The sequence below is a fragment of the Comamonas granuli NBRC 101663 genome (genome assembly GCF_000739995.1).
Lineage (GTDB): Bacteria > Pseudomonadota > Gammaproteobacteria > Burkholderiales > Burkholderiaceae_C > Simplicispira > Simplicispira granuli.
This window is the reverse complement of sequence record NZ_BBJX01000008.1, coordinates 163,103-179,390: the sequence shown is the minus strand read 5'-3', so window position 1 is coordinate 179,390 and position 16,288 is coordinate 163,103. Positions and strand designations below refer to the sequence as shown.

Here is a 16,288-nt window from a genome sequence, read left to right as displayed (position 1 = left end):
CGCGCGTCCATGCTAAAGTTTTTGCACCCCGGCGCCGCAAGCCGCTGGCCCCGGCGGCCGGCAGGCCCGGCTGCCCTGCTGCAACCCCTTTACCCACCATGCCGATGGCCCTGCCCCCTCCCCTGCTGTCCAGCCTGCGCCGTGCCCTGCTCCTGGCGGGCTGCGCCGGCCTTGCCGCGTGTTCCTCCCTGCATGCGCCCGGCCCGGGCTGCGCCGCCGTGGCGCCCAGCGTGGCCGCCACGCTGCCGGCCATCGACGGCTTCATGATCGACAAGGACGACCCCAGCCAGTACGCCTCCTGGCTGGGGCGCAAGCTGGCCGACGGGCGGCTGATGCGCGAGCCCATCAACATGATCGTCATCGACGCCGCGGCCGGCAACGACGAGGACGCTGCGCGCCGCCTGGTCGACGCCTTCAGTCGCGCGGGCTACGCCCCGCGCCCGGGCCACAGCAGCGGCTACTCCGGCAGGATGGACGGCAAGCTGTATGCCCAGCAGCCGGCCCTCAAGGACCACGCCTTCTCCGACTATATGTGGGCCTTCTCCAACAACCACGCGCGCTTCTTCGGCCCCTACCCGGGGGCGGCGGGGCGCGTGTGGATAGGCGCCTCCAGCCGCGAAAAGGGCGTGGCGCACGACTACGTGTCCTTCCGCCAGTCGCGCAACAGCATGCAGGCCGCGCTGGTGCAGCACGCGGGCGTGCGCTACCTCGGCTGCCTCGGCCTGGACAACCGGCTCGACCTGGCCAGCGAGCAGACCGGCGACCACGACGGCTACGCAAGTGTGTTGAGGATGGAATGAAAAAAACCCTGACCGCCTCCCTGGCCGCCGCCTGCGCGGGCGTGCTGCTGACCCTGGGCCCGGGCCTGCCCGCGCACGCCGAACCGGCGGCGCCCAGCTTTCGCCTGCGCCTGTCGGGCGCGCTGAACGGCCAGTTCCACATCCCCCAGGTGCAGTGGGCGCGCGTGCAGAGCGACCCGGCGCGGACCCAGGCAAGCCTCGGCCTGTTCACCGACCCGCCTTCGGACCACCTGCCCTTTGACCTGGCCGTGGTCCTGGGCGACTTTCACGCGGCCGCGCTGCAGCCCGGCCGCTACGCCGTGCTGCCGCTGCACCGGGACATGCCGGCCGCCGTGCCGGACGGCAAGCGCGGCTTCATGGTCCTCGTCCCCACGGGGCAGCAGTTGCCGCGGGCCGAGTACGTCACCCGGTCGGGCGAGTTCATCGTGGACACGGTCGACAACCGCCACATCGCCGGACGCTTCGTGCTGCAGCTCGCCACCGCGGACGGCAGCCGCACCCTCCAGGCCGAGGGTGATTTCCAGCAGACGCTGGACTGACCCCGGCCCGGCTCATTCGAGCACGGCGCGCAACTGCTGCGTCGTGGCCGCCAGACGGCGCGTGCCGATCTGCGCCAGGCCGGCCATGACGATGAGCGCCTGCTCGGGGTACTGCTGCACCCAGGCGTCGAAATCCGCGCGCGCCAGCCGCACCACGCGCGCCTTGCCGTGCTCGGTGCCCGCGCAGGCCGAGCGCGGTGCGCCGCTGAGGAAGGCCATCTCGCCAAACGCCATGCCCGGCCCCACCGTGGCCAGGCGCAGCCCCTGCGCGGCCGGCCACTGCGTGACCAGGGTGACGTGGCCCGACAGCACCACGAGCAGGTCGCGGTCCGTATCCCCCGTGGCGAACACCAGGCTGTGCGGCGCCACGGACTGCGTGCGCAGGCACGCCTCCAGCGCCTGGCGCGCGGCGGGCGCCAGGCCCTCGCCCAGTTCGCCCAGCGGCCCGGCGCTGCCGTGGCGCACGCGCAAATGCGCCGGGCGCAGCGCCAGGATCTGCACCTCGGCCCACTCCAGGGCGCGGTCCAGGTCGGCAAAGCTGCGCACCGTGCTGCCGGCCTGCGCCTGGGCCACGGCGTCCAGCGAGGCCACGGCCAGCGCGATGCCCTGCTGCTGCAGGTCGCGCACCAGCGCCCGCAATTGCGCCAGGGCCGTGCTGTCCCACGAGGGCACGCGCGTGGCATTGAGCACCACCCAGCGGTGGCGCGGCTGCAGCAGCGCGCGCACCTGCTCGGACAGGTGCGCCGCCACGCCGAAGGACATGACGCCCTGCACCTCGAACACCGCCACCTGGTTCATGTGCTGCGCCACCCAGCCCTCGGTGGCCGCGCGGCGCAGGCGGCGCGAGCGCAGCTCGCCGTCCAGCCGCACATGGCGCAGCACCGTGCTGGCCGAGTCGCGCAGCAGCGCAAGCGTGGCCACCACCAGCCCGGCCACCAGCGCGACCGCGCCGCTGAACACCGCGAACACCAGCGCCACCAGCCAGCTCTGCACCCAGGTGACGCGCGCCTGGCGCGCATGGCGCGCCGACCACAGCGGTCGCGGCACCTGCCACAACCCGGCCAGGATCAGACCCCCGGCCAGGCTGGCCATGGGCAGCCAGTGCAGCCACCACGCCCCGGTGCAGGCCACCCCCAGCATGATGCCTGCGTGCCAGCGCGGCGCCGCGCGCGAGGCCCCCACCTCGGCCAGCACGATGCGCGAGCGCGAGGCGCTGGTGGAGGCCGGGATCAGGCCCGCGAGCGCGCACAGCGCACCGAGCAGGCTCTCGCGCCGCAAAATGGCGTTGGCATCGCTGCGCAGGCCGTGTTCCAGCTCCAACTCCTGCTGGAACACCAGCACCTCCAGGCTGTTGACCATGGCCATGAGCAGGGCCAGCGTGACCAGGGCCTGGCCCTGCGTCTGCGCCAGCGCCACCCAGGGGATGCCGCCCCAGCCGGGCCACAGCGGCCCGGCAAACGGGCCGGGCGGAGCGGCGGCCACGAACACCTCGCCCAGACCCCACTGACCCGCCCCGGCCACCGCCAGGGACACCAGCACCACCGCGGCCAGCAAGCCCGGCACCTGCGGCCAGCGCCGGCGCAGCCCCCAGGCCAGCAGCACCACGGCCAGCGCCGCCAGGGCGTTCCAGGGCATGCGCGCATCGCCCAGCGCGCCGCTGCCAAAGCCCGTGCGCACCTGCCCGAACACCATGGACAGGCCCACGCCCGCGGCAAAGCCGTGCGTCACCGAAATGGGCAGAAAGCGCGCCGCCGAAGCCAGGCGCAGCACTCCCAGCATGCCCTGGAACACAAAGGCCAGCGCCACCGTCGCGCCCGTCACGGCCAGCACCTGCGGCCCCTGCAGGCCCAGGCTGGGCGCCGCGCCCTGCACCGTGGCCAGCACGGCGGCGAACAGCAGCGCCACCACCGTCGAGGGGGCATAGACCACGCCAGCGCGCGGCAGCACCAGCGTGAGCAGCAGGCCCGGCAGCGCCGCCGACCACAGCGCCTGCGCGGCCAGCGAGTGCACCCCCACCAGCGGGGCAAAGGCCAGCAGCCCCAGGCCCACGGCGTGCGGCACGGTCACGGCGGCGGCCGACCATGCCGCAGCCCGGGCTGCCGCCCGGCTCTCCCGCTGGGGCAGCGGTGCAGACGGTGCGCGCCCCGACGATGCCATCGCCATGGGCGGCGTCAGAGCGTGCGTGCGCCGAAGGTGTCGCAGGCCCGCACGCTGCCCTGCTGCAGGCCCGTGGAGAACCAGCGCTGGCGCTGCGCGCTGGTGCCGTGGGTGAAGGATTCGGGCACCACGGCGCCACCGTGGGCGCGCTGCAGCGCGTCGTCGCCGATTTTCGCGGCGGCGTTCATGGCTTCCTCCACGTCGCCCTGCTCCAGGATCTGGCGCGCATTCTGCGCATGGTGCGCCCACACGCCGGCGAAGCAGTCGGCCTGCAGTTCCAGGCGCACGGACAGGCGGTTGTATTCGGCCTGGCCCACACGGCCGCGCATCTGCTCGACCTGGGCGCTGATGCCCAGCAGGTTCTGCACATGGTGGCCCACCTCGTGGGCGATCACGTAGGCCTGGGCGAAGTCGCCCGGCGCGCCGAGGCGGCTCTTGAGGGTTTCGTAGAAGCCCAGGTCGATGTAGACCTTCTGGTCGGCCGGGCAGTAGAACGGCCCCATGGCCGCCTGCCCCGTGCCGCAGGCCGTGGGCGTGGCGCCGCGAAACAGCACCAGCCGCGGTTCCTGGTAGCTGCCGCCCGCCTGGCGGAATACGGCGGCCCAGACGTCTTCGGTGTCGGCCAGCACGGTGGAGACGAAGCGCGCCGGCGTGTCATCGGCCGGCGGACGCTGCGCCGGGGCCTGCTGCACTTGGGCCGGCGGCCCCCCGCCGCTGAGCAGCCCCAGGAGGGTGAGCGGGTTGATGCCCAGCACCCAGCCGCCCAGCAGGGCGATGACGATGGTGCCGATACCGATGCCGCGCCCGCCCGGGAGGGGAAATCCGCCGCCGCTGCCGCGGCGGTCTTCCACGTTGTCCGATTCCCGGTTGCCTTCCCATTTCATGGCCTGCTCCTGTGCCGTCTGCGCAATGCTGTCCCGGCATATTACGCGCCACCGACGCGGCCTGCGCGGGCCGCTACCATGGGCACCATGGCCCCGACCCGCCCCCTCCCGCATGCGCCCCTGCTGCTCACGGGCTTCGACCCGTTCGGCGGCGACGCCCTCAACCCGAGCTGGCTGGTGGCCCGCGCGCTGCACGGCCAGCGCATCGCCGGCCACCCTGTGGTGGCGGCGCAACTGCCCACCGTCTTCGGGGCGGCGCAGGAGCAGTTGCAGGCCTTGCTGGCGCTGCACCGCCCGGCGCTGGTCCTGTGCCTGGGGCAGGCGGGCGGGCGCGCGGCACTGTCGGTCGAGCGCATCGCCATCAATCTGATCGACGCCCGCATCCCCGACAACCAGGGCGCGCAGCCCGTGGACGAGCCCGTGGCGCCGGACGGCCCGGCGGCCTACTTCGCCAGCCTGCCCGTCAAGGCGCTGCGGCGCGCCGTGCAGCAGGCCGGGCTGCGCTGCGAGGTGTCGCAGACGGCGGGCACCTTCGTGTGCAATGCGGTGTTCTATGGATTGATGCGCCAGTTGGCCACCGGTGCGGCGCCGCTCGCGCGCGGCGGCTTCGTGCACGTGCCCTGGCTGCCGGAGCAGGGAACGCCCGGCATGCAACTGCGCGACATGGTGCGCGGCGTGCACGCCATGCTGTGGGCCGCCGTGCTGCACCCGCAGGACATCGCCCTCGGCGCGGGCACCCTGCACTGACGGCCGGGGTCAGGCGCGGGGGAGCGTGACCCCGTGCTGGCCCTGGTACTTGCCGCCGCGGTCCTTGTACGAGACCTCGCAGACATCGTCCTTGTCGCTCTCGAAGAACAGCACCTGGGCGCAACCCTCGCCGGCGTAGATGCGCGCGGGCAGCGGCGTGGTGTTGGAGAACTCCAGCGTCACATAGCCTTCCCACTCGGGCTCGAAGGGCGTGACGTTGACGATGATGCCGCAGCGCGCGTAGGTGCTCTTGCCCAGGCAGACGGTGAGCACGTTGCGCGGAATGCGGAAGTATTCGACGGTGCGCGCCAGCGCGAAGCTGTTGGGCGGGATGATGCAGCTGTCGCCCTCGAAATCGACGAAGCTTTTCTCGTCGAAGTTCTTCGGGTCCACCACGGTGCTGTGGATGTTGGTGAACACCTTGAATTCGGGTGCGCAGCGGATGTCGTAACCGTAGCTGCTGGTGCCGTAGCTGATGATCTTGCGGCCATCGGCCTCGCGCACCTGGCCGGGCTCGAAGGGCTCGATCATGCCGTGCTCGGCCGCCATGCGGCGGATCCATTTGTCGCTCTTGATGCTCATGCTGCGGGCTCCTCGCCAGGTACTATGGTTTTGATAGCTGGTAGCGCTCGGCCATCAAGCGCCAGGGGCATATTTTGCCTGTGAAATCACGGTTTGCTCCACGAGCCGGTCGTCGCCCAGCACGATCATGGCGAACAGCAGTTCGTCCAGGCTGGCCGCCTGCGCCGTGCGCCGCGCCAGCAGCGGCGTGGCCTGCGGGTTGAGCACGACGAAATCGCCCTCGCAGCCGGGCTGCAGATTGCCGATCACGCCCTCCAGGCCCAGGGCGCGCGCCGCGCCTGCCGTGTGCTGCCACCACAGGTGCCGGGGCGACAGGCTCAGGCCCGGCTTGGTCTGGCCCTCGCGCCCCACGGTGTAGGCCGCGAGCATGGTGCGAAACGGCGAGAAGCTCGTGCCCCCGCCCACATCGCTGGCCAGGCCGTAGGCAAAGCCCGCGCGGTCGGCCGCCTGGTAGTCGAAAAAGCCGCTGCCCAGGAACAGGTTGCTCGTGGGGCTGACAGCGGCGGCCGTGCGGCGCGCGCGCATCAGCGCGCGGTCCTCCGCGTCGAAGTGGATGCAGTGCGCGTACACGGCGCGCTCGCGCATCAGGCCGAAGCCGTCGTACACCGCGAGGTAGCTGCGCGCGCGCGGGTAGAGTTCGCGCACCCAGCGCACCTCGTCGAGGTTCTCGGCCACGTGCGACTGGATCCACACGTCCGGGTACTGCGCCGCGAGCTTGCCCGCGCCGCGCAACTGCGCCGGGCTGCTGGTGGGCGCAAAGCGCGGCGTGATGGCGTAGCCCAGCCGGTCCACGCCGTGCCAGCGCGCGATCAGGTCTTCGGTGTCGATCAGGCTTTGCTCCGTCTCGTCGCGCACGCCATCGGGCGAATGCCGGTCCTGCAGCACCTTGCCCGTCATCAGGCGCAGGTGCCGGCGCCGCGCCTCGGCGAACAGCGCATCGACCGACTGCGGGTGCGAGGTGGCGAAGGCCAGCGCCGTCGTCACGCCGTTGCGCAGCAGCTCGTCGAGGAAGAAGTCCGCCACCTGCTCGGCATAGCCCTGGGTGACGAAGCGCTTTTCGTGCGGAAAGGTGTAGTTCTCCAGCCAGGGCAGCAGGCCCTCGGCAGGCGAGCCGATCACGTCGGTCTGCGGGTAGTGGACATGCATGTCCACGAAGCCCGGCGCGATCAGGCGCCCCGGCCAGTGCGTGACATGCTGCCCCGCGAACTGCGATGCCAAGGCGTGCCAGGCCCCCGCCGCCTGCACGCGCTGGCGGCCTGACGCATCGGGGCCGATGGCGAGCAGGCCATCCTCGTCGTACAAGGCCTGGCCATCCTCGGAAAAGCGCAACAGGGCGGAACGGTAGATGTGCATGGCTGCAAGCTTACCGGAGCCGCACGCCACTGGCGCGGCCCAGACCAGGGCCCCCGCGCAAGGGCCGCCCCGCCGCGCCGGGGGCGTCCTCCTGCCCGCATCGCGCAGCGATGCGAGAGCGGGGGGAAGGCGCCGAAGGCGACTCAGGGGGGTGCGTCAAATGTGCACCGCGTGCCCCAGCGCGCGCAGCGCCGCCTCCTGCACCGCCTCGCCCAGCGTGGGGTGGGCGTGGATGGTGCCCGCCACGTCCTCCAGCCGCGCGCCCATTTCGATGGACTGGGTGAAGGCCGCGGCCAGCTCGGCCACGCCCTGGCCCACGGCCTGCCAGCCAAGGATCAGGTGGTTGTCGCGCCGCGCCACCACGCGCACGAAGCCGCCGGTGGCTTCCAGCGTCATCGCGCGGCCGTTGGCGGAGAAGGGGAAGGCCGCGTCGATGCAGTCCAGCCCCGCGGCGCGCGCCTCGCCCGGCGTCTTGCCCACGACCACGACCTCGGGGTCGGTGAAGCACACGGCCGGGATGGCCATGGGCTCGAAGCGCCGGCTCTGGCCCGCGATCTGCTCGGCCACGCATTCGCCCTGCGCCATGGCGCGGTGCGCGAGCATGGGCTCGCCGGTGACGTCGCCGATGGCCCAGACATTGCGCATGGAGGTGCGGCAGTGCGCATCCACGGCCAGGTAGCGGCCGGCCATGTCGAGCTGCAGGGATTCGAGCCCGAAGCCCGCCGTGCGCGGCCTGCGCCCCACAGCGACGAGCACGCGCTCGGCCGGCAGGGCGAACTCGTCGGCGCGCGCATTGCGCACATGCACGCCGTGCTTGGCGTCGTAGCCCTGCACGCTGCAGCCCAGGTGCAGCACCACGCCGCTCTTTTGCAGGGCATCGAGCACGGGCTGGGTCAGCTCCTCGTCGTAGCTGGGCAGCACGCGCTGCGCGGCCTCGACCACCGTGACCTCCACGCCCAGCTTGCGGTAGGCCATGCCCAGCTCCAGCCCGATGTAGCCCGCGCCCACCACCACCAGGCGCTTCGGGACAACGTCGGGCGAGAGCGCATCCGTGGACGACCAGATGGCGCCGCCAAACGGCATGCTGGGCAGCTCCACGGGCTCGGAGCCCGTGGCCAGCAGCAGGTGTTCGCAGCGCACGCGCACGCTCTCGCCGCCCTCGGCCTGCACGGTCACGGTCTTGCCGTCCTCGATGCGCGCCCAGCCCTTGAGCACCTGCACGCCCGCCTTGCGCAGCAGGCCGGCGACGCCGCCGGAGAGGCGCTTGACGATGCCGTCCTTCCAGCGCACGGTCTGCGCAATGTCGATGCTCGGTTCCTGCACGCGGATGCCCAGCGGCGAGCCCTGGGCCTGGTGGCGCGCGCGCTCGAACTCGTGCGCTGCATGGATCAGCGCCTTGGACGGGATGCAGCCGATGTTCAGGCAGGTGCCGCCCAGGTGCGCGCCTTCCGCCAGCACGGTGGGAATGCCCAGTTGCCCGGCACGGATGGCCGCCACGTAGCCGCCCGGGCCACCGCCGATGACCAGCAGGCGGGTAGTGATTTCTTTCATGTGTATTCCTCCCGCTTCACTCGACAAACAGCAGGGCCGGGGTTTCGAGCAGCGCGCGCATGGCCTGGATGAAGCGCGCCGCGTCCATGCCGTCGACCACGCGGTGGTCGAACGAGGACGAGAGGTTCATGAGCTGGCGCGCCACCACCTGGCCGTTGCGGAACATGGGGCGCTCGACCATGCGGTTGACCCCGACGATGGCCACCTCGGGGTGGTTGATGACCGGCGTGCTGGCGATGCCGCCCAGCGCCCCCAGGCTGGTGAGGGTGATGGTGGAGCCCGAGAGCTCCTCGCGCGGGGCCTTACCGCTGCGCGCGCCCTCGGCCACGCGCGCGATGCCCGCGGCGCAGGCCCACAGGTCCAGCGCCTCGGCATGGCGCAGCACGGGCACCATGAGGCCGCCGTCGGTCTGCGTGGCCACGCCCAGGTGCACGGCCGCGTGGCGCGTGACCACGCCGGTCTCGTCGTCGTAGCGCGCATTGATCTGCGGGAAGTCGCGCAAGGCCAGCACCATGGCGCGCACCAGGAAGGGCAGCAGCGTGAGCTTGCCGCGTGTGCTGCCATGGAGCCTGTTGAGCTGCTGGCGCAAGGCTTCGAGCTCGGTCACGTCCACCTCTTCCACGTAGCTGAAATGCGGGATGCGGCGCTTGGCCTCCTGCATCTTCTGCGCGATCTTGCGGCGCAGGCCGATGACGGGGATCTGCTCCTCGCCATGGCGTTCCACATAGGGCGAGGCGCCCTGCCCGGCCGGCTGGCCCTGGCCGGCGGCGTAGGTGTCCAGGTCCTGGTGCCCGATGCGGCCGGCGGGGCCACTGCCGTGCACGTAGCGCAGGTCCACCCCCATATCCTGGGCGCGCCGGCGCACGGCGGGCGAGGCGAGCGGGCGCTCGCCTTCCTTGCGCACCACGGCGGGCGTACCGCGCGGCGCCGCAGCCGGGCGCAGGGGCGCGGGCGCCGGGGCGGGAGCTGCGGCCACGGGGGCTGCAGCGGCAGGCGCCACAGCCGCTACAGAAACAGGAGCTGCTGGCGCTTGCTGGACGGGCGCTGGAGCCGCATTTTCCTTCAAATTCCCCTCACCCTCGACCTCCAGGCGCACCAGCTCGGCGCCCACGGCCATCACCTGGCCGGGGCTGCCGCCCAGCGCCAGCACCTTGCCATGCGTGGGCGATGGCACCTCGACGGTGGCCTTGTCGGTCATCACGTCGGCCAGGTGCTGGTCTTCGCTCACACGGTCGCCCGGCTGCACATGCCAGGACACCAGCTCCACTTCGGCAATGCCCTCGCCAATGTCGGGCACGCGGATCACGTAAATACCCATGTCATGCCTCCACTGCGCGCTTGAGGGCCGCGCCGACGCGCGCCGGCCCGGGGAAATACGCCCACTCCTGGGCGTGCGGGTAGGGGGTGTCCCAGCCCGTCACGCGCTCGATGGGCGCCTCCAGGTGGTAGAAGCAATGCTCCTGCACCAGCGCGGCGAGTTCGGCGCCAAAGCCGCTGGTGCGCGTGGCCTCGTGCACCACCACGCAGCGGCCGGTCTTCTGCACCGAGGCGACGATGGTCTCCAGATCCAGCGGCCAGAGGCTGCGCAGGTCAATGATCTCGGCGTCGATGCCCGCCTCGCGCGCGGCGCATTCGCTGACCCAGACCATGGTGCCGTAGGTGAGCACCGTCACGGCCTTGCCCGGGCGGAACACGGCCGCCTTGGTCAAAGGCACCTGGTAGTAGCCCTCGGGCACGCGGCCCCGCTCGTGCTTGGACCAGGGCACGACCGGCTTGTCGTGGTGGCCGTCGAACGGGCCGTTGTACAACCGCTTGGGCTCCAGGAAGATCACCGGGTCCTCGCACTCGATGGCGGCGATGAGCAGGCCCTTGGCGTCGTACGGGTTGCTGGGCATGACCGTGCGCAGGCCGCAGACATGGGTGAAGAAGGCCTCGGGGCTCTGGCTGTGCGTCTGCCCACCGTAGATGCCGCCGCCGCAGGGCATGCGGATCACCATGGGGGCGGAAAAATCCCCGGCCGAGCGGTGGCGCAGGCGCGCCGCCTCGGAGACGATCTGGTCCGTGGCCGGGTAGAAGTAGTCGGCGAACTGGATCTCCACCACGGGCCTGAGGCCATAGGCCGCCATGCCGATGGCCGTGCCGACGATGCCCGATTCGGAGATCGGCGCGTCGAAACAGCGCGTCTTGCCGTACTTGGCCTGCAGGCCCTCGGTGACGCGGAACACGCCGCCGAAGTAGCCCACGTCCTCGCCGTAGACGATGACGTTGTCGTCGCGCCCCATCATCACGTCCAGGCCCGAACGCAGGGCCTGGATCATGGTCATGGGGACGCCTGCCGGGTCTTGCTTGTGCTCTGCCATGGCTCAGACCCCCATCTGCTGGCGTTGCCGGCGCAGGTGCTCCGGCATCTGGTGGTACACGTCGTCGAAGATCGCGGCCGCGCTGGGCACGCGGCCGTCGAGCAGGGTGCCGTGGCTTTCGGCCTCCTTCTGCGCGGCGACCACTTCGGCCTCCAGCGTCTTCTGGGCCTGCTCGTGCTGCGCCTCGCTCCACTCGCCGATGGCGATCAGGTGCTTTTTCAGGCGCTCGATGGGGTCGCCCAGCGGGAAGCGCTGCCAGTCGTCGGCGGGGCGGTACTTGGAGGGGTCGTCCGAGGTGGAGTGCGGCCCGGCGCGGTAGGTCTCCCACTCGATGAGCGTGGGCCCGTGGTTGGCGCGCGCGCGCTCGGCCGCCCACTGCGAGGCGGCATACACGGCCAGGAAGTCGTTGCCGTCGACGCGCAGCGAGGCGATGCCCACCCCCACGCCGCGCTGGGCGAAGGTCGTGCCCTCCCCGCCCGCGATGGACTGGAAGGTGGAGATGGCCCACTGGTTGTTGACCACGTTGATGATCACCGGCGCGCGGTACACATGGGCAAAGGTGAGCGCGGTGTGGAAGTCGCTCTCGGCCGTGGAGCCGTCGCCGATCCAGGCGGAGGCGATCTTGGTGTCGCCCTTGATGGCCGAGGCCATGGCCCAGCCCACGGCCTGGGGCACCTGGGTGGCCAGGTTGCCCGAGATGGAGAAGAAGCCCGCGCGCTTGTACGAATACATCACGGGCAACTGGCGGCCCTTGATCGGGTCGCGCTCATTGCTCATGAGCTGGCAGATCAGCTCCACCAGGGAGATGTCGTCGCGCGCGAGCAGCAGCCCCTGCTGGCGGTAGGTGGGAAAGCACATGTCGCCGTCCTGCAGCGCCATGGAATGGGCCACGGCGATGGCCTCCTCGCCCAGGCACTGCATGTAGAAGGAGAGCTTTTTCTGGCGCTGGGCGAGCAGCATGCGCGCGTCGAAGATGCGCGTCTTCATCATGGCGCGCAGGCCGCGGCGCAGGCGCTCGGGATGGATGGCGGGGGCCCAGGGACCGACGGCCTGGCCGTCGTCGTCCAGCACACGCACCAGGCTGGTCGCCAGGTCGGCGGTGTCGGCCGGGGAGGTGTCAGTGGGGGGTCTGCGTACGGCGCCGGCGGGCGAGACGCTGAGATAGGAGAAGTCTGTCTTGCAACCCGGCCGCCCAGTCGGCTCGGGCACATGCAGCTTGAGGGCTGTGTGCGGTGTCATCCACGGTCTCCAGGCGCGCGATTGTGTCGCGCGGCTTGTTGTCGGACTGAAGCGGCGGGCCGGGTTGCGGCACGCCGTTCACGGTTGCGCGGGTAGCGCAGCCGTGGATTCTATGCCGGCAAACACCCTGCCGCCAACCAGGGCATCGGCAGGACGGCCCTGCCAGGCCCCTTCCCGCCAAGAAGCATGCTGCACCCGGGGCGGTGCCGGGCGGGAGGGCACAAACCCTGGGGGCAAAGAGACCGCCTGAGGGTGGGCAGCCCTACACTCGCAGTCCGGGCGCATCTGGTCGCGCCCCTGCCCCCGGAGCCTGCGCCATGCCCCTGTTCGTCGATACCTCGCCCCCCGGCCAATGCCTGTTCTGCCGCCTCGTGGCGGGAGAGATCCCTTCGGCGCGCGTGCACGAAGACGCGCTGACCCTCGCCTTCATGGACATCGGCCAGGTCAACCCCGGCCATGTGCTCGTAGCTACCCGGCGCCACGCGGCGACACTGCTGGACATCACGCCGCAAGAGGCTGCCGCCGTGCTGCAGACGGCCCAGCGCGTGGCCCGCGCCGTCCAGCAGGTGTTCGACCCTCCGGGCATCACCCTGCTGCAGGCCAATGGCCGCGAGGGCGACCAGACGGTGTTCCACTTCCACATGCATGTGGTGCCGCGCCACGCGGGCGACGGCATTGCCCTGTCCTGGCCGCGCAAGAACCCCGACCCGGCCATGCTGCAGGACTACGCCCGCCGCCTGGCCGCGGCCATGGCCCCGGCGCCCTGAGCGCCCGCTGAACCCCTGCGCTGCCGCAGGGCGTGCCGCAGCGCTCAGTCGTACTCGACGAAGCGCTCGAAACTCTCCTTGAGCTTGTGCTGCCAGGCGCGCTTGTCGGCCGCGCTGGCAAAACTGGCCTCGAAGCTGTTGCTGGCCAGCTCGTAGGCGTGGCGTGCGCCCATGCCGGTGGCGGCGAAGACCTGCGTGAAGTTGTCGTTGATGTAGCCGCCGAAGTAGGCCGGGTCGTCCGAGTTGACCGTGGCGCACAGGCCGGCATCGAGCAACTGGCGCAGCTTGTGGTCCCGGAGGTCCGGGAACACGCGCAGCTTCTGGTTGGACAGCGGGCACACTGTGAGCGGCACGCGGCTGCTGGCCAGGCGCTGCAGGAGCGCGGCGTCCTGGAAGGCCTGCACGCCGTGGTCTATGCGCTCGACCTGGAGCACGTCGAGCGCGCTCCAGATGTAGGCGGGCGGCCCCTCCTCGCCCGCATGGGCCACCCGGCGCAGGCCCAGCTCGCGGCAGCGCGCAAACACGCGCGCGAACTTCTCGGGCGGATGGCCCAGCTCGCTGCTGTCCAGGCCCACGCCGATGAACTTGTCCTGCAGTGGCAGCGCCTGCTCCAGCGTGGCAAAGGCCTCCTCCTCGCTCAGGTGGCGCAGAAAGCACAGGATCAGGCTGGCGCTGATGCCCAGCAGGGTGCGCGCGTCCTCGCAGGCGCGGTGCAGGCCCATGATGACGGTCTCTATGGGCACGCCGCGCGCCGTGTGCGTCTGCGGGTCGAAGAAGATCTCGGCGTGCACCACGTTGTCGGCCACGGCGCGCGCCAGGTAGGCGCGCGCCATGTCGTAGAAGTCCTGCTCGTGCAGCAGCACGCTGGCGCCGGCGTAGTAGATGTCGAGGAAGCTCTGCAGATCGGTGAAGGCGTAGGCGCTGCGCAGCTCCTGCACGCTGGCGTAGGGCAGGCGCACGCTGTTGCGTTCGGCCAGCGCGAAGATCAGCTCGGGTTCGAGCGAGCCTTCGATGTGGATGTGCAGCTCGGCCTTGGGCATGGCGCGCAGCAGTGCGGGCAGGCGTTCGGCGGCGACGGGCGGGACCTTGAACATGGGGCAGCCTCCGGGGACAGGGGAAACGAAAAGGGCCGCACTGCGGCGGCCCTGGCAAGCATACAGCGGTGCTGTGCTTATTTCTTGTCGCCGCCCGGCACCTTGCCTTCCACGCCCTTGACGTAGAAGTTGATGCCCGTGAGGAACTTGTCGTCGGCCACGGCGTCCTTGTCGAGCACGGTCTTGCCCGCGTTGTCCACGATGGGGCCCTTCCAGATCTGGAAGCTGCCGTCCTTCAGGCCGTTCTTGACTTCCTCGGCCTTGGCCTTGAGCTCGGCGGGCACGTCCTCGGCGATGGAGACGAGGTCGATCGCACCCTCCTTGACGCCCCACCAGGCCTGCTCGTCACCCTTCCAGGTGCCTTCCAGCGCGTCCTTGGTGGCCTTGATGTAGTACGGGCCCCAGTTGATGATGGCCGATGCCAGGTGGGCCTTGGGGCCGTAGGCGGTCATGTCCGAATCCCAGCCGAAGGCGCGCTTGCCCTTTTCCTGCGCGGTCTTGAGCACGGCGGGCGAGTCGGTGTTCTGGAACAGCACGTCCGCGCCGCCGTTGATCAGGCTGGTGGCGGCCTCGGTTTCCTTCGGGGGGCTGAACCATTCGTTCACCCACACGACCTTGGTCTTGATCTTGGGGTTGACCGACTGCGCGCCCAGCGTGAAGCTGTTGATGTTGCGCAGCACCTCGGGGATGGGCACCGAACCGACCACGCCCAGCACATTGGTCTTGGTCATGCCGCCCGCGATCACACCGGCCATGTACGCGCCCTCATAGGTGCGGCTGTCGTAGGTGCGCACGTTGGCGGCGGTCTTGTAGCCCGTGGCGTGCTCGAACTTCACGTCGGGGAAGTCCGGGGCGATCTTCTGGATGGACTCCATGTAGCCGAAGGTGGTGCCGAAGATCAGCTTGTTGCCCTGGCCGGCCATGTCGCGCAGCACGCGCTCGGCGTCGGCCGACTCGGGCACGCTCTCGACGAAGCTGGTGACGACCTTGTCGCCGAACTCCTTCTCGACGGCCTTGCGCCCGTTGTCGTGGGCGAAGGACCAGCCGCCGTCGCCCACGGGGCCGACATAGGCAAACGCGATCTTCAGCGGCTCGGGCTTGGGTGCGGGCGCCTCGGTGACGGGGGCCGGTGCCGGTGCGGGGGCCGGTGCCGGTTCTTCCTTCTTGCCGCAGCCCATCAGGGCTGCCGCCGCCACGGCGGAGAGCGCTGCCGTCTTGATGAGCGCGCGTTTGTGCAGATCGGTCATGTCGGTTCCTTCTGGGGAAGTTGGGGAGGGGACGAAAAAAACGGCCATTATGTGCCGGGATAAAAGGGTTTGCCCAGCGAGGCCGGCATGTTCACCCGGATCCACTGCGGATTGCGCGAGATCAGGGCCAGCACCACGATGGTCGAGAGGTAGGGCAGCATGCTGAGCCACTGGCTGGCCACCTGCACGCCCGTGGCCTGCAGGTGGAACTGCAGCATGGTCACGCCGCCGAACAGATAGGCGCCGAGCAGCACGCGCGCCGGGCGCCAGGTGGCGAAGGTGGTGAGCGCCAGCGCGATCCAGCCGCGCCCGGCGACCATGCCCTCGACCCACAGCGGCGTGTACACGGTGGAGATGTAGGCGCCAGCCAGGCCGCACAGCGCCCCCCCGGCCACCACGGCCGCCAGGCGGATGCGGCGCACCGGGTAGCCCAGCGCGTGCGCCGACTGTGGCGACTCGCCCACCGAGCGCAGCACCAGGCCGGCGCGCGTGCGGTAGAGGAACCACACCAGCGCCGCCGTGAACGCCATGGTCAGGTAGACCACGGGGTGCTGGCGAAACAGCGCCGGCCCGAGGACGGGCACATCGGCGAGCAGTGGAATGCCGTACTTGGGCAGCTCGGGCAGCTTGGCCTGCACGTAGTGGATGCCGGCGAACGCCGAGAAGCCCACGCCGAACAGCGACAGCGCCAGCCCCGTGGCGTACTGGTTGGTGTTGAGCCAGATGACCAGCCAGCCAAACACCGCGGCGAGCAGCGCGCCGGCCGCCATGCCCGCGGCAAAACCCAGCCAGGGGCTGCCCGTGTGCACCACGGTGGCAAAGCCGGCGATGGCGGCGCACAGCATCATGCCCTCGGCGCCCAGGTTGACGATGCCCGCCTTCTCGTTGATGAGCAGGCCCAGCGCCGCAATCGCCAGCACCGTGCCCGCGCTGAGCGTGGCGCCGATCAGGAGTGCGTAGGATTCCAT

Annotated in this window: 15 protein-coding genes; 4 read left to right on the top strand and 11 right to left on the bottom strand. The window is 70.9% G+C overall.

What is annotated here, in order from left to right:
* Window positions 1-104: 104 nt before the first annotated feature.
* Window positions 105-800, top strand: a complete 696-nt coding sequence (locus CGR01S_RS10340; RefSeq protein WP_052382541.1) for a hypothetical protein — start codon at window positions 105-107, stop codon at window positions 798-800.
* Window positions 797-1,339 carry a hypothetical protein gene (locus CGR01S_RS10335; RefSeq protein ID WP_042426261.1) on the top strand — a complete coding sequence of 181 codons (543 nt, stop codon included), beginning with the start codon at window positions 797-799 and terminating at the stop codon, window positions 1,337-1,339. Before CGR01S_RS10340 ends, CGR01S_RS10335 begins: the two co-directional genes overlap by 4 nt.
* A gap of 12 nt (window positions 1,340-1,351) precedes the next feature.
* Here the strand turns inward: CGR01S_RS10335 and CGR01S_RS10330 are convergent, their stop codons facing one another.
* Both CGR01S_RS10330 and ypfJ read right to left on the bottom strand, forming a co-directional pair.
* Window positions 1,352-3,502 (bottom strand): SLC26A/SulP transporter family protein, encoded by a 2,151-nt coding sequence (locus tag CGR01S_RS10330; RefSeq protein WP_245616787.1) that lies wholly within the window; start codon window positions 3,500-3,502, stop codon window positions 1,352-1,354.
* An 8-nt stretch (window positions 3,503-3,510) separates the two neighbouring features.
* Entirely contained in the window at window positions 3,511-4,380 is an 870-nt protein-coding gene (ypfJ, locus tag CGR01S_RS10325; protein ID WP_042426258.1) for a KPN_02809 family neutral zinc metallopeptidase, read from the bottom strand.
* 87 nt (window positions 4,381-4,467) lie between these two features.
* On the opposite strand from ypfJ, the gene pcp reads away from it, so the two are divergent.
* Window positions 4,468-5,127 carry a pyroglutamyl-peptidase I gene (gene pcp / locus CGR01S_RS10320; protein WP_042426341.1) on the top strand — a complete coding sequence of 220 codons (660 nt, stop codon included), beginning with the start codon at window positions 4,468-4,470 and terminating at the stop codon, window positions 5,125-5,127.
* A 9-nt stretch (window positions 5,128-5,136) separates the two neighbouring features.
* Here the strand turns inward: pcp and dcd are convergent, their stop codons facing one another.
* From dcd to CGR01S_RS10290, 6 genes are all read right to left on the bottom strand, one after another.
* Entirely contained in the window at window positions 5,137-5,709 is a 573-nt protein-coding gene (gene dcd / locus CGR01S_RS10315; RefSeq protein WP_042426255.1) for a dCTP deaminase, read from the bottom strand.
* 54 nt (window positions 5,710-5,763) lie between these two features.
* Window positions 5,764-7,062 carry a guanine deaminase gene (gene guaD, locus CGR01S_RS10310; protein WP_042426253.1) on the bottom strand — a complete coding sequence of 433 codons (1,299 nt, stop codon included), beginning with the start codon at window positions 7,060-7,062 and terminating at the stop codon, window positions 5,764-5,766.
* Between the two features lie 156 nt (window positions 7,063-7,218).
* Window positions 7,219-8,613, bottom strand: coding sequence for a dihydrolipoyl dehydrogenase (gene lpdA, locus CGR01S_RS10305; RefSeq protein ID WP_042426250.1), 1,395 nt, complete (start codon window positions 8,611-8,613; stop codon window positions 7,219-7,221).
* 16 nt (window positions 8,614-8,629) lie between these two features.
* A complete protein-coding gene (locus CGR01S_RS10300) occupies window positions 8,630-9,931 on the bottom strand; it encodes a dihydrolipoamide acetyltransferase family protein (protein WP_042426247.1) in 1,302 nt (433 codons plus the stop codon).
* A gap of 1 nt (window position 9,932) precedes the next feature.
* Entirely contained in the window at window positions 9,933-10,937 is a 1,005-nt protein-coding gene (locus tag CGR01S_RS10295) for an alpha-ketoacid dehydrogenase subunit beta (protein ID WP_042426243.1), read from the bottom strand.
* Between the two features lie 39 nt (window positions 10,938-10,976).
* Entirely contained in the window at window positions 10,977-12,212 is a 1,236-nt protein-coding gene (locus CGR01S_RS10290) for a 3-methyl-2-oxobutanoate dehydrogenase (2-methylpropanoyl-transferring) subunit alpha (protein ID WP_042426240.1), read from the bottom strand.
* Window positions 12,213-12,529: 317 nt separating this feature from the next.
* On the opposite strand from CGR01S_RS10290, the gene CGR01S_RS10285 reads away from it, so the two are divergent.
* Entirely contained in the window at window positions 12,530-12,979 is a 450-nt protein-coding gene (locus CGR01S_RS10285; RefSeq protein ID WP_042426237.1) for an HIT family protein, read from the top strand.
* A gap of 44 nt (window positions 12,980-13,023) precedes the next feature.
* On the opposite strand, the gene CGR01S_RS10280 is transcribed toward CGR01S_RS10285, so the two are convergent.
* The 3 genes from CGR01S_RS10280 to CGR01S_RS10270 form a co-directional block, all read right to left on the bottom strand.
* A complete protein-coding gene (locus CGR01S_RS10280; RefSeq protein ID WP_042426234.1) occupies window positions 13,024-14,073 on the bottom strand; it encodes an adenosine deaminase in 1,050 nt (349 codons plus the stop codon).
* Between the two features lie 77 nt (window positions 14,074-14,150).
* Window positions 14,151-15,320 (bottom strand): BMP family ABC transporter substrate-binding protein, encoded by a 1,170-nt coding sequence (locus CGR01S_RS10275; RefSeq protein WP_042426231.1) that lies wholly within the window; start codon window positions 15,318-15,320, stop codon window positions 14,151-14,153.
* A gap of 47 nt (window positions 15,321-15,367) precedes the next feature.
* Entirely contained in the window at window positions 15,368-16,288 is a 921-nt protein-coding gene (locus tag CGR01S_RS10270; protein WP_042426228.1) for an ABC transporter permease, read from the bottom strand.

Excerpts from the sequence above, each read along its gene's own strand:
- CGR01S_RS10340 (WP_052382541.1), top strand. The coding sequence starts at position 105 with ATGGCCCTGCCCCCTCCCCTGCTGTCCAGCCTGCGCCGTGCCCTGCTC.
- CGR01S_RS10335 (WP_042426261.1), top strand. The coding sequence starts at position 797 with ATGAAAAAAACCCTGACCGCCTCCCTGGCCGCCGCCTGCGCGGGCGTG.
- CGR01S_RS10330 (WP_245616787.1), bottom strand. The coding sequence starts at position 3,502 with ATGGCGATGGCATCGTCGGGGCGCGCACCGTCTGCACCGCTGCCCCAG.
- ypfJ (WP_042426258.1), bottom strand. The coding sequence starts at position 4,380 with ATGAAATGGGAAGGCAACCGGGAATCGGACAACGTGGAAGACCGCCGC.
- pcp (WP_042426341.1), top strand. The coding sequence starts at position 4,468 with ATGGCCCCGACCCGCCCCCTCCCGCATGCGCCCCTGCTGCTCACGGGC.
- dcd (WP_042426255.1), bottom strand. The coding sequence starts at position 5,709 with ATGAGCATCAAGAGCGACAAATGGATCCGCCGCATGGCGGCCGAGCAC.
- guaD (WP_042426253.1), bottom strand. The coding sequence starts at position 7,062 with ATGCACATCTACCGTTCCGCCCTGTTGCGCTTTTCCGAGGATGGCCAG.
- lpdA (WP_042426250.1), bottom strand. The coding sequence starts at position 8,613 with ATGAAAGAAATCACTACCCGCCTGCTGGTCATCGGCGGTGGCCCGGGC.
- CGR01S_RS10300 (WP_042426247.1), bottom strand. The coding sequence starts at position 9,931 with ATGGGTATTTACGTGATCCGCGTGCCCGACATTGGCGAGGGCATTGCC.
- CGR01S_RS10295 (WP_042426243.1), bottom strand. The coding sequence starts at position 10,937 with ATGACCATGATCCAGGCCCTGCGTTCGGGCCTGGACGTGATGATGGGG.
- CGR01S_RS10290 (WP_042426240.1), bottom strand. The coding sequence starts at position 12,212 with ATGACACCGCACACAGCCCTCAAGCTGCATGTGCCCGAGCCGACTGGG.
- CGR01S_RS10285 (WP_042426237.1), top strand. The coding sequence starts at position 12,530 with ATGCCCCTGTTCGTCGATACCTCGCCCCCCGGCCAATGCCTGTTCTGC.
- CGR01S_RS10280 (WP_042426234.1), bottom strand. The coding sequence starts at position 14,073 with ATGTTCAAGGTCCCGCCCGTCGCCGCCGAACGCCTGCCCGCACTGCTG.
- CGR01S_RS10275 (WP_042426231.1), bottom strand. The coding sequence starts at position 15,320 with ATGACCGATCTGCACAAACGCGCGCTCATCAAGACGGCAGCGCTCTCC.
- CGR01S_RS10270 (WP_042426228.1), bottom strand. The coding sequence starts at position 16,288 with ATGGAATCCTACGCACTCCTGATCGGCGCCACGCTCAGCGCGGGCACG.